This is a genomic window from Streptomyces sp. NPDC107559, assembly GCF_055657365.1.
In genome coordinates this window covers 207,555-220,254 of record NZ_JBVKBD010000005.1, presented here as the reverse complement: position 1 = coordinate 220,254, position 12,700 = coordinate 207,555, and the positions used below count along the sequence as shown (strand labels likewise).

Sequence of the window (12,700 nt, the reverse complement as noted above, 5' to 3'; positions counted from 1 at the left end):
CACGGAAGTACAAGGAAGCACGATGACCCAGCCATCACCGGAGTACCCGGAGCCCCCGGAGTACCCCACGCAGACAGCCCGACCGTCGGTACCCCCGCAGTACCCGCAGCAGCAACAGCCGCCCGCCCACCCGGGCCAGCAGCCGCCCGCGTATCCGCAGCAACAGCAACAGCCGCCGACGTACCCCCAGCAGCAGCAACAGCCCTCGTATCCGGAGCAGCAGCAGCCTCCGGCGTATCCGCAGCCGGGGCCCTCGTACCCGCAGCAGCAACAGCCGCCCGCGTACCCGGGCCAGCAGCCGCCCGCCTATCCGGGCCTGTCGCAGCCGCCCACCTACCCGCAGGCCGCACCGGCCTACCCGGGGACCTCCGCCCCGATACCGCCGCAGTACACCCAGGCCCCTCCCGCGGCTCCCGGCGCGGCAGCGGCCGCCGACGACCCCGCCCATCCGCACCACATCAGCACCGACGCCCGCCGGGTGATGATCTCCGCCCAGCAGCGCCGCACCGACGCCACCGCGGTCGGCAACCTGCTGCTCTACCTGCCGAACTTCCTGTGCAGCCTGTGTGTCGTCGGTCTGGTCTCCGCGATCTTCGGCGATCTCGCGTTCGTGGTGATCCTGCTCTGGATCGCCAGTGGCGCACTCGTGTTCCACCGCCCGACGGAGAGCGCCCTCGCACGCCGTCTGCTTCATCTGCGCTACCCCACTCCACAAGAACGAGCCAAAATCGAACCCGTCTGGCGGGAGGTCACGGCCCGCGCCGGTGTCGAGGGGCGCAACTACGAGCTGTGGGTCGAGGACAGCGACGGCCTCAACGCGGTCGCCGCGGCCGGCCACATCGTCGGCGTCACCCGCTTCGCCATGAACGAGCTCCCCAACGGCGAACTCGCCGCCGTCATGGCCCACGAGCTGGGCCACCATGTCGGCGGCCACGCCTGGTCCGGCCTGCTCGGCTACTGGTACGCGCTGCCGGGCCGGCTCGCCTGGCGCTTCCTGAAGGCGTTCTCCACCTTCGTCTTCCGGGTGTCGAAGGCCTTCGGCTGCTTCGGCGTCGCCTTCGTGGTGCTGTTCATCGGCGGTATCGCGATGGCCACGATCAGCACGCTCTACGGGCTGCCGCTGCTGATCCTGGGTGTGCCGTACGCGCTCGCCGCCGTGGGCCGACGCGCCGAGCTGCGCGCCGACGAGCACGCCGCCGCGCTCGGCTTCGCCCCGATGCTGGCCGCCGTACTGGGCAAGCTGCACCAGCAGGAGCAGCAGGCCGAGGCCCAGGCCACCGCCCAGAACGGCGGTGTCCCCGTCGAGGAGAGCGCGCTGAGCAAGCTGCTCTCCTCCCACCCGGACTACCACACCCGGCTGCACCACCTCCAGCCGTACCTCCAGCCGCAGCAGCCGCGCTGAGAGCCGCACCGGACCCCGGTGCGGAAACGCCGAAGGGCGGCCACCCCGTGGGGTGACCGCCCTTCAGTGCTTCAGACGACCTGCGCCTTACTGGTTGTACGGACCGTAGTCGTAGTCCTCCAGCGGAACGGCCTGGCCGGAGCCGGTGCCGAACGGCGAGTAGTCGATGTCGTCGTAGCCGACGGCCGAGTACATCGCGGCCTTGGCCTCCTCGGTCGGCTCGACCCGGATGTTGCGGTAGCGGGACAGACCCGTACCGGCCGGGATGAGCTTACCGATGATGACGTTCTCCTTGAGGCCGATGAGGCTGTCGGACTTGGCGTTGATCGCCGCGTCCGTCAGAACTCGGGTCGTCTCCTGGAAGGAGGCGGCCGACAGCCAGGACTCCGTCGCCAGCGAGGCCTTGGTGATACCCATGAGCTGCGGACGACCCGAAGCCGGGTGACCACCCTCCTGGACCACACGACGGTTCTCGGTCTCGAACTTCGAGCGCTCGACCAGCTCGCCGGGCAGCAGCTCGGCGTCGCCCGACTCGATGATCGTCACACGGCGCAGCATCTGCCGGATGATGATCTCGATGTGCTTGTCGTGGATCGACACACCCTGCGAGTTGTAGACCTTCTGGACCTCGCCGACCAGGTGGACCTGGACGGCACGCTGGCCCAGGATGCGCAGCACGTCGTGCGGGTTGGTGGCACCCACGGTGAGCTTCTGGCCCACCTCGACGTGCTCGCCCTCGCTGACCAGGAGTCGGGCGCGCTTCGAGATCGGGAACGCCGTCTCGTCGCTGCCGTCGTCCGGCGTGATGACGATCTTCTTGGTCTTCTCGGTCTCCTCGATCCGCACCCGGCCCATGGCCTCGGAGATCGGGGCGACACCCTTCGGGGTACGGGCCTCGAAGAGCTCGACGACACGCGGCAGACCCTGGGTGATGTCGTCACCGGCCACACCACCGGTGTGGAAGGTACGCATCGTCAGCTGGGTACCGGGCTCACCGATGGACTGGGCGGCGATGATGCCGACCGCCTCACCGATGTCGACCAGCTTGCCGGTGGCCAGCGAGCGGCCGTAGCACATCGCGCAGGTGCCGACGGCGGACTCGCAGGTCAGGACCGAACGGGTCTTGACCGTCTCGATGCCCGCAGCCACCAGCTGGTCGATGAGCACGTCACCGAGGTCGACGCCCGCCGGGGCGAGCACCTTGCCGTCGACGACGATGTCCTCGGCGAGGCAGCGCGCGTACACGCTGGTCTCGGCGTTGTCCGCCTTGCGCAGGACGCCGTCGGCGCCGCGCTCGGCGAAGGCCAGCTTGAGGCCGCGCTCGGTGCCGCAGTCCTCCTCGCGGATGATGACGTCCTGCGAGACGTCCACCAGACGACGGGTCAGGTAACCCGAGTCGGCGGTACGCAGGGCGGTGTCCGCCAGACCCTTACGGGCACCGTGCGTGGAGATGAAGTACTCCAGCACGGACAGGCCCTCACGGAAGGACGCCTTGATCGGACGCGGGATGGTCTCGTTCTTCGCGTTCGACACCAGACCACGCATACCGGCGATCTGCCGCATCTGCATCATGTTTCCTCGGGCACCCGAGTCAACCATCATGAAGATGGGGTTCGTCTTGGGGAAGTTCGCGTTCATCGCCTCGGCGACCTCGTTGGTCGCCTTGGTCCAGATCGCGATGAGCTCCTGCGTGCGCTCTTCCTTGGTGATCAGACCGCGCTCGTACTGCTTCTGGACCTTCTCGTCCTGCGCCTCGTAGCCCGCGACGATGGCCTTCTTGGCCTCGGGGACGACGACGTCGGAGATGGCCACGGTGACACCGGAGCGGGTGCCCCAGTAGAAGCCGGCCGACTTCAGGTTGTCGAGCGTCGCCGCCACGATGACCTTGGGGTAGCGCTCCGCCAGGTCGTTGACGATCTCGCCGAGCTGCTTCTTGCCCACCGAGTAGTCGACGAACGGGTAGTCCTCGGGCAGCAGCTCGTTGAAGAGCGCGCGGCCCAGGGTCGTCCGCAGGCGGAAGGTGTCACCCTGCTGCCACTCCGGCTCGCCCTCCTCCTGCGCCGGCGGGGTCCAGCCGCGCGGCGGGATGGTGCCCACCGGGAAGCGGATGTCGATCGCCGACTGGAGCGCGAGCTCACCGGCGTCGAACGCCATGATCGCCTCGGCCGTGGAGCCGAACGCCCGGCCCTCGCCCTTGGTGTCGCGCAGCTCACCGTCGGTCGTCAGGAAGAACAGACCGAGGACCATGTCCTGGGTCGGCATCGTCACCGGACGGCCGTCGGCGGGCTTGAGGATGTTGTTCGAGGACAGCATCAGGATGCGGGCCTCGGCCTGCGCCTCCGCGGACAGCGGCAGGTGCACGGCCATCTGGTCACCGTCGAAGTCCGCGTTGAACGCGGTGCAGACGAGCGGGTGGATCTGGATGGCCTTGCCCTCGACCAGCTGCGGCTCGAAGGCCTGGATGCCGAGGCGGTGCAGGGTGGGCGCACGGTTCAGCAGAACCGGGTGCTCGGCGATGACCTCTTCGAGGACGTCGTACACGACCGTGCGGCCGCGCTCGACCATCCGCTTGGCGCTCTTGATGTTCTGCGCGTGGTTCAGGTCGACCAGGCGCTTCATCACGAACGGCTTGAAGAGCTCCAGCGCCATGGCCTTGGGCAGACCGCACTGGTGCAGCTTCAGCTGCGGACCGACGACGATCACGGAACGCGCGGAGTAGTCCACACGCTTGCCGAGCAGGTTCTGACGGAATCGACCCTGCTTGCCCTTCAGCATGTCGCTGAGGGACTTCAGCGGACGGTTGCCGGGGCCCGTGACCGGGCGACCACGACGGCCGTTGTCGAACAGCGCGTCGACGGCCTCCTGGAGCATGCGCTTCTCGTTGTTCACGATGATCTCGGGCGCGCCGAGGTCGAGAAGCCGCTTCAGGCGGTTGTTGCGGTTGATCACACGGCGGTACAGGTCGTTGAGGTCGGAGGTCGCGAAGCGGCCACCGTCCAGCTGCACCATCGGGCGAAGGTCCGGCGGGATGACCGGCACGCAGTCCAGCACCATGCCCTTGGGGCTGTTGCTGGTCTGGAGGAACGCGGAGACGACCTTCAGGCGCTTGAGCGCACGGGTCTTCTTCTGGCCCTTGCCGGTGCGGATGATCTCGCGGAGCTTCTCGGCCTCCTCGTCGAGGTCGAAGGACTCCAGGCGCTTCTGCAGCGCCGCGGCACCCATCGAACCGTCGAAGTACGTGCCGAAGCGGTCGCGCAGCTCGCGGTAGAGCAGCTCGTCGCCCTCGAGGTCCTGGACCTTGAGGTTCTTGAACCGGGTCCACACCTCGTCGAGACGGTCGATCTCGCGCTGCGAACGGTCGCGCAGCTGCTTCATCTCACGCTCGGCACCCTCGCGCACCTTGCGGCGCACGTCGGCCTTGGCACCCTCGGCCTCGAGCTCGGCCAGGTCGGTCTCGAGCTTCTTGGCGCGGGCCTCGAGGTCGGCGTCGCGGCGGTTCTCGATCTGCTGACGCTCGACGGAGACGTGGGCCTCCAGCGAGGGCAGGTCGCGGGTGCGGCGCTCCTCGTCCACGAACGTGATCATGTACGCGGCGAAGTAGATGACCTTCTCGAGGTCCTTCGGCGCCAGGTCCAGCAGGTAGCCCAGACGCGACGGGACGCCCTTGAAGTACCAGATGTGGGTGACGGGAGCGGCCAGCTCGATGTGGCCCATCCGCTCACGGCGCACCTTGGCGCGAGTGACCTCGACGCCACAGCGCTCACAGATGATGCCCTTGAAGCGGACGCGCTTGTACTTGCCGCAGTAGCACTCCCAGTCCCGGGTCGGACCGAAGATCTTCTCGCAGAAGAGTCCGTCCTTTTCGGGCTTCAGGGTGCGGTAGTTGATGGTCTCGGGCTTCTTGACCTCGCCGTGGCTCCACTGACGGATGTCGTCAGCGGTGGCCAGACCGATCCGGAGCTCGTCGAAGAAGTTGACGTCGAGCACTATGCGTCAATCCCTCTCAGGGTTGTAAGTCATGGGGTCTGATACGGGGGTCCTGGGGCCGGCCGGGCTCATGCTGAGCCCGGCCGGACTCCCGTCAGACCTCTTCGACGCTGCTCGGCTCACGCCGGGACAGGTCGATGCCAAGCTCCTCCGCCGCGCGGAAGACGTCCTCGTCGGTGTCGCGCATCTCGATGGACATGCCGTCCGAGGACAGCACCTCCACGTTGAGGCACAGGGACTGCATCTCCTTGATGAGCACCTTGAAGGACTCGGGGATGCCGGGCTCCGGGATGTTCTCGCCCTTGACGATGGCCTCGTAGACCTTCACGCGGCCGGTGACGTCGTCGGACTTGATGGTCAGCAGCTCCTGGAGGGCGTACGCGGCGCCGTAAGCCTCCAGCGCCCACACCTCCATCTCACCGAAGCGCTGGCCACCGAACTGGGCCTTACCACCCAGCGGCTGCTGGGTGATCATCGAGTACGGACCGGTCGACCGGGCGTGCAGCTTGTCGTCGACCAGGTGGTGCAGCTTCAGGATGTACATGTAGCCGACCGAGATCGGGTCCGGGAACGGCTCACCGGAGCGGCCGTCGAACAGCCGCGCCTTGCCGGTCGGGAGCACCATGCGCTCGCCGTCGCGGTTCGGGATGGTGTGCTGCAGCAGACCCGCCAGCTCGTCCTCGCGCGCACCGTCGAACACCGGGGTGGCGACGTTGGTGCCCGGGGCGACCTGGTCGGCGCCGATGACCTGAAGACGCTGGGCCCACTCTTCGGCGAGACCGGAGACGTCCCAGCCGCGGCTGGCGAGCCAGCCGAGGTGGATCTCCAGCACCTGTCCCGGGTTCATTCGGGACGGGACGCCGAGCGGGTTGAGGATGATGTCGACCGGGGTGCCGTCCTCCAGGAACGGCATGTCCTCGATCGGCAGGATCTTGGAGATGACACCCTTGTTGCCGTGACGGCCGGCGAGCTTGTCACCGTCGGTGATCTTGCGCTTCTGCGCGACGTAGACGCGGACCAGCTGGTTCACGCCCGGCGGCAGCTCGTCGCCCTCTTCGCGGTCGAAGACGCGGACGCCGATGACCTTGCCGATCTCGCCGTGCGGGACCTTCAGCGAGGTGTCACGGACCTCACGGGCCTTCTCACCGAAGATCGCGCGCAGCAGGCGCTCCTCCGGCGTCAGCTCGGTCTCACCCTTGGGCGTGACCTTGCCGACGAGGATGTCGCCGGCGACGACCTCGGCACCGATCCGGATGATGCCGCGCTCGTCGAGGTCGGCGAGGACCTCCTCGGAGACGTTCGGGATGTCCCGGGTGATCTCCTCGGGGCCGAGCTTGGTGTCACGGGCGTCGACCTCGTGCTCCTCGATGTGGATCGAGGAGAGGACGTCGTCCTGCACGAGGCGCTGCGACAGGATGATCGCGTCCTCGTAGTTGTGACCCTCCCACGGCATGAACGCCACGAGCAGGTTCTTGCCCAGGGCCATCTCGCCGTTCTCGGTGGCCGGACCGTCGGCGAGGACCTGGCCCTCGATGATCCGGTCGCCCTCGTTGACGATGACCTTCTGGTTGACCGAGGTGCCCTGGTTGGAGCGGGCGAACTTGGCCAGGCGGTACGTGATGTACGTGCCGTCGTCGTTGGCGGTGGTGATGTAGTCCGCGGAGACCTCCTGGACGACACCCGCCTTCTCGGCCTTGACCACGTCGCCGGCGTCGACGGCGGAGCGGTACTCCATGCCGGTGCCGACGAGCGGAGCCTCGGACTTAATCAGCGGCACGGCCTGACGCATCATGTTCGCGCCCATGAGGGCACGGTTGGCGTCGTCGTGCTCGAGGAACGGGATCATGGCGGTCGCGACCGACACCATCTGGCGCGGCGAGACGTCCATGTAGTCGACGTCGTCACCGGGGACGTAGTCGACCTCGCCGCCACGACGGCGGACCAGGACGCGGTTCTCGGTGAAGCGCAGGTCGTCGTCGAGCGTGGCGTTGGCCTGCGCGATGACGAAGCGGTCCTCCTCGTCGGCCGTCAGGTAGTCGACCTCGTCGGTGACGACACCGTCGACGACCTTGCGGTACGGCGTCTCCACGAAGCCGAACGCGTTGACGCGGCCGTAGGAGGCGAGCGAGCCGATCAGACCGATGTTCGGGCCTTCGGGGGTCTCGATCGGGCACATGCGGCCGTAGTGCGAGGGGTGCACGTCACGGACCTCGAAGCCGGCCCGCTCACGGGAGAGACCACCCGGGCCAAGGGCCGACAGACGGCGCTTGTGGGTGAGACCCGACAGCGGGTTGTTCTGGTCCATGAACTGCGACAGCTGGCTGGTGCCGAAGAACTCCTTGATGGAGGCGACGACCGGCCGGATGTTGATCAGGGTCTGCGGCGTGATCGCCTCGACGTCCTGGGTCGTCATGCGCTCGCGCACGACGCGCTCCATACGCGCCAGACCCGTACGGACCTGGTTCTGGATGAGCTCGCCGACGCTGCGCAGACGACGGTTGCCGAAGTGGTCGATGTCGTCGGTCTCGACGACGATCGACTGGCCGCTGTCGGCGACCGTCTCGGTCTCGCCCGCGTGCAGCTTCACCAGGTACTTGATCGTCGAGATGACGTCCTCGACGGTCAGGACGCCCGCGTCGAGCGGAGCCTCCGCACCCAGCTTCTTGTTGACCTTGTAGCGGCCGACCTTGGCCAGGTCGTAGCGCTTGGGGTTGAAGTACAGGTTCTCGAGCAGCGTCTGCGCGGCCTCACGCGTGGGGGGCTCGCCCGGACGCAGCTTGCGGTAGATGTCGAGCAGCGCGTCGTCCTGGCCCTGGGTGTGGTCCTTCTCCAGGGTGGCGCGCATGGACTCGTACTCGCCGAACTCCTCGAGGATCTGCTCGGTGGTCCAGCCGAGAGCCTTCAGGAGGACGGTGACGGACTGCTTGCGCTTGCGGTCGATGCGCACACCGACCATGTCACGCTTGTCGATCTCCATCTCCAGCCAGGCACCCCGGGACGGGATGATCTTGGCGGAGAAGATGTCCTTGTCGGACGTCTTGTCGATGGAGGAGTCGAAGTAGACACCCGGCGAACGGACCAGCTGCGACACCACGACACGCTCGGTGCCGTTGATGACGAAGGTGCCCTTGTTGGTCATGAGCGGGAAGTCGCCCATGAAGACCGTCTGGGACTTGATCTCGCCGGTCTCGTTGTTGGTGAACTCAGCCGTGACGAAGAGCGGGGCCGCGTACGTGAAGTCACGGTCCTTGCACTCGTCGATGCTGTTCTTCGGCGGTTCGAAACGGTGATCGCGGAAGGTCAGGGACATCGACCCGGAGAAGTCTTCGATCGGGGAGATCTCCTCGAAGATCTCCTCCAGACCGGACTTGGTGGGGACGTCCTGACCGCTCTCCAGAGCCTCCTCGACCCGACTCTGCCAAGCGGTGTTGCCGAGCAGCCAGTCGAAGCTCTCGGTCTGCAGCGCGAGCAGGTTCGGAACCTCGAGAGGCTCCTTGATCTTTGCAAAGGAGATGCGCAGCGGGGCGGTGCTGGCAGCGTTGTTCGTATTCGCGGTCGAGGCAGTGCGCGAGGCGGCCAAGAGGGGGTCCTTCCGAGGGCTCGGACTCACTACGCGCGTACCGGTCCCTCGCTCACGCATCAGGACAGGAGATTCCAGATCCGACCAAAAGGCCAGGTCAGAGAGTTCCGGTCAGTGATGCTCGAGTGAAGGCATGCCCCTGGTGACGGGCAGGGGACAGCTAACAGGCAGCGCAAAGGGACAGTGTAGCCACTAGGCACACTGATGTCCAGTGCGGGTTTTTCGAGACCCTCGTTGTTCTCGACACCTGCGCAAGCCCACGCCCTCAATGCACGTTGATACTGCCCTCCACGTCGTCGATCCATGCCTCGGATTCGGATCGTTGTGACGACGCGTCCTGAGAATTGCGCGCTGCGTGCGGTTCGTCAAGGCCCCCTGGCCCGAACCGGCTGCCGCGCTCGTCACTTGCCGCCTGTCACCGGGGGGTTTCGCAGGCACGATGAAGATCACCATACTCGCCGGACCGACCGGTGCAAGGAGGCCGCCACCCGGCCCCTCGAACGCCGAAGAGCGACCACCCAGATGGATGATCGCTCTTCGGTGCGTTCGCGTTACAGCCCCAGGAGGCCGTAATCAGCGTGCAGACGAGGCCCAGGGGACCTCGGGGTGTTACTTGACCTCGACGGAGGCGCCGGCGGCCTTGAGTGCCTCGGCAGCCTTCTCGGCGGCCTCCTTGGCGACCTTCTCGACGACGGGCTTCGGGGCGCCGTCCACGAGGTCCTTGGCCTCCTTCAGACCCAGGGAGGTCAGCTCACGCACGACCTTGATGACCTGGATCTTCTTCTCGCCGGCACCCGTGAGGATGACGTCGAACTCGTCCTGCTCCTCAGCGGCCTCGGCGGCGGCGGCCGGGACACCCGGGCCGGCAACGGCGACCGCGGCGGCGGCGGTGACGTCGAACTTCTCCTCGAACGCCTTCACGAACTCGGAGAGCTGGATGAGGGTCATGCCCTCGAACTCGGCGAGCAGTTCGTCCTGGGTGAGAGCCATGATGGCTTTCCTTCCACTAAATCGGCTGGTGCCGGATGTACATGTATGGCGGGCGTACGTTCGGCCCGCTACGACCTCCGCCCCCGGCGGGGAGCCTCAGGCGGCGGTCATTTCGCGAGCCGAATTACTCGGCACCGCCCTGCTCGTCGACCTTGGCACGGAGCGCGTCCACGGTGCGGACGAGCTTCGAGGGAAGCGCCTGGAAGAGCTGTGCAGCCTGCGTCTGCTTGCCCTTCATGGCGCCCGCCAGCTTGGCGAGCAGAACCTCGCGGGACTCGAGGTCCGCAAGCTTCTTGATCTCGTCGGCGGACAGCGCCTTGCCGTCAAGGACACCGCCCTTGATGACGAGGTTCGGGTTGTCCTTGGCGAAGTCACGAAGACCCTTCGCCGACGTCACCGGGTCACCGGTGATGAAGGCGACCGCCGTCGGACCGTTGAACAGGTCGTCGAGCGTGTCGATCCCGGCCTCGTTGGCCGCAATCTTGGTCAGCGTGTTCTTCACCACGGCGTACTGGGCGTCTTCACCGAGCGAACGGCGCAGCGTCTTCAGCTGCGCCACGGTGAGACCCCGGTACTCGGTCAGCACGGCAGCGTTCGAGCTGCGGAACTGGTCCGCGAGCTCGGCTACCGCGGCAGCCTTGTCGGGCCTTGCCATGAGCGTGGCCTCCTTCCGGGTGATGAGGACCGCTCAGAAGGGGCTGGACAAACGAAACGCCCCGGCGCAGGCGCACGGGGCGTAGCTCGACCGGGCGTGCATGGCGCGAACCATGAACTCCGGGAGCATTTCCACGGTCACCTGCGCGGGTCGTCCACTGTCAGCGGATCCTTCGGCCACCGCGCCCTCTTGCGAGCACACGGCAACGACCAGCGGTCTTTGGCTTCGGCAAGAGAGTACGTGAGCGGGCCACCGTCAGGCAAATCCGCCCGTACGGGGCTCACGCCCGGCCACGACCGCACGGTCAGGGCGTGCTCTTCTGCTGCTTCACCAGGTCCTCGAAGTCCCGGGTGTCCGCGGCCGGCGGCCGCCGCACCGAGAGCCGTACGCCGTAGTCGCGGTAGTGGGCGGTCTGGGTCATCAGGCCCGTCGACATCCGCGCCTCCTCCACCTTCTTCACCAGCAGGTCGCGGTCGTCGACCCAGATGTCCAGGGTCTCGCCGGTGACCCCGGCCGCGGTGAGCTGCTCGCGCAGCGCGCGGTCGGTGAGACCGGCCACCTCGACCGTGCCCGTGTAGTGCCGGGTGCGCACGCCGTCCACCGTCTCCTCCCCGGCCGCGCGGACGTCCCCGGAGGCCAGCAGGAGCCGGACCGGCGGGACGGGGGCGGTGTCGCGGAGCTGGTCCTTCAGATACCGGCCCGAGTCGCCGGGCAGGGCGTCCAGGTCTTCGTAGTCGTATCTGATCCAGTGCCGGCCGCCCATCTGCCGCGCGAAGCGGGTGCCGACCTGCGCGTAGTACGCGTCGGGCAGCAGCCGGGCCTCCATCGTGGTGGTGCCCAGCCTGCGCATGGTCGCGGCCAGTTCGCCGCCGGTGTACGTGATGCGCAGGGTGCCGGTGGAGTCGCCGGCCCAGTCCAGGGCGCCCTCGGTCCGGGTGGAGAGCATGGCGCCCATGACCGTGGCCGAGGTGATCCGCGCGGAACCGGCCCGGACGGTGGCCCGCTCCACGGCACGCAGCGCGGCCGCCGTGCGGGTGTCGGGGCGGTGCGGGGCGCTGTCGGACTCCTCGGGACCCGGGTCGCCGTCACGGTCGGAGGTGCAGCCCGTGAGGGCGGTCAGCGTGGCCGCGAGGAGCAACGGGAGGACACCGCGCCCGACGAGTCTGTCCCTCATCCGTACCCCCCTCGTGTCCCCGTGATCTTCACGCTAACCCGGCGCCGCGGAAAGGGCACGGGTGCGCGCGGAAACAGGGACGGGCCCCGCACCTGGAAAGAGGTGCGGGGCCCGTGACCGACTGGGGTGAGCTTCAGGCTCAGACCGCCGCCGGGTCCTCCTCGACGAGGAGGTTGCGGGTGCGGTTCGGGTCGACCGGGATGCCGGGGCCGATCGTGGTGCTGATCGCGGCCTTCTTGATGTAGCGACCCTTGGCGGCGGACGGCTTCAGACGGAGGATCTCCTCCAGCGCGGCGCCGTAGTTCTCCACCAGCTTGTCGTCGTCGAAGGACGCCTTGCCGATGATGAAGTGCAGGTTCGAGTGCTTGTCGACGCGGAACTCGATCTTGCCGCCCTTGATGTCGTTGACAGCCTTGACGACGTCCGGGGTGACGGTGCCGGTCTTGGGGTTCGGCATGAGACCACGGGGGCCGAGGACGCGGCCGAGGCGGCCGACCTTGCCCATGAGGTCAGGGGTGGCGACGACGGCGTCGAAGTCCAGACGGCCCTTCGCAACCTCGTCGATCAGTTCGTCGGAGCCGACGATGTCGGCGCCCGCGGCCTCTGCGGCCGCAGCACGGTCACCGGTCGCGAAGACCAGGACCCGGGCGGTCTTGCCGGTGCCGTGCGGCAGGTTCACGGTGCCACGGACCATCTGGTCGGCCTTGCGCGGGTCGACACCCAGGCGGAAGGCGACCTCGACGGTGCCGTCGAACTTGCTCGTGGAGGTCTCCTTGGCGAGACGGACGGCCTCGAGCGGGGCGTAGAGCTTGTCCCGGTCGATCTTGGCGTCCGCAGCGCGGAGAGACTTGCTGCGCTTGCTCACTACTGCTCCTGTGTGTTCTTGAGGAGTCGTGGTTACGGGCCGAGCAG

7 protein-coding genes are annotated in these 12,700 nt (G+C 67.5%); 1 reads left to right on the top strand and 6 read right to left on the bottom strand.

Features of this window, described 5'->3' with window-relative positions; genetic code table 11:
- The first annotated feature begins 22 nt into the window (after positions 1-22).
- Positions 23-1,402, top strand: coding sequence for a M48 family metalloprotease (locus tag ACZ7OY_RS18070; RefSeq protein WP_471912268.1), 1,380 nt, complete (start codon positions 23-25; stop codon positions 1,400-1,402).
- Between the two features lie 87 nt (positions 1,403-1,489).
- Here the strand turns inward: ACZ7OY_RS18070 and ACZ7OY_RS18065 are convergent, their stop codons facing one another.
- The 6 genes from ACZ7OY_RS18065 to rplA all read right to left on the bottom strand — a co-directional run bounded on the left by ACZ7OY_RS18065 (position 1,490) and on the right by rplA (position 12,653).
- On the bottom strand, positions 1,490-5,389 hold the full coding sequence (locus ACZ7OY_RS18065; protein WP_162468683.1) for a DNA-directed RNA polymerase subunit beta': 3,900 nt from the start codon (positions 5,387-5,389) through the stop codon (positions 1,490-1,492).
- Between the two features lie 94 nt (positions 5,390-5,483).
- Complete coding sequence (gene rpoB / locus ACZ7OY_RS18060; protein ID WP_471912267.1) at positions 5,484-8,969, bottom strand: DNA-directed RNA polymerase subunit beta; 3,486 nt, start codon at positions 8,967-8,969, stop codon at positions 5,484-5,486.
- A 609-nt stretch (positions 8,970-9,578) separates the two neighbouring features.
- Positions 9,579-9,962 carry a 50S ribosomal protein L7/L12 gene (gene rplL / locus ACZ7OY_RS18055; RefSeq protein WP_471912445.1) on the bottom strand — a complete coding sequence of 128 codons (384 nt, stop codon included), beginning with the start codon at positions 9,960-9,962 and terminating at the stop codon, positions 9,579-9,581.
- Positions 9,963-10,083: 121 nt separating this feature from the next.
- Entirely contained in the window at positions 10,084-10,614 is a 531-nt protein-coding gene (gene rplJ / locus ACZ7OY_RS18050; protein ID WP_351602441.1) for a 50S ribosomal protein L10, read from the bottom strand.
- 304 nt (positions 10,615-10,918) lie between these two features.
- Positions 10,919-11,788: an SCO4651 family lipoprotein gene (locus ACZ7OY_RS18045; RefSeq protein WP_471912266.1), complete on the bottom strand. Its 870-nt coding sequence runs from the start codon at positions 11,786-11,788 to the stop codon at positions 10,919-10,921.
- 139 nt (positions 11,789-11,927) lie between these two features.
- Entirely contained in the window at positions 11,928-12,653 is a 726-nt protein-coding gene (gene rplA, locus ACZ7OY_RS18040; RefSeq protein WP_471912265.1) for a 50S ribosomal protein L1, read from the bottom strand.
- Positions 12,654-12,700 lie beyond the last annotated feature (47 nt).

Excerpts from the sequence above, each read along its gene's own strand:
- rplJ (WP_351602441.1), bottom strand. The coding sequence starts at position 10,614 with ATGGCAAGGCCCGACAAGGCTGCCGCGGTAGCCGAGCTCGCGGACCAG.
- ACZ7OY_RS18045 (WP_471912266.1), bottom strand. The coding sequence starts at position 11,788 with ATGAGGGACAGACTCGTCGGGCGCGGTGTCCTCCCGTTGCTCCTCGCG.
- ACZ7OY_RS18070 (WP_471912268.1), top strand. The coding sequence starts at position 23 with ATGACCCAGCCATCACCGGAGTACCCGGAGCCCCCGGAGTACCCCACG.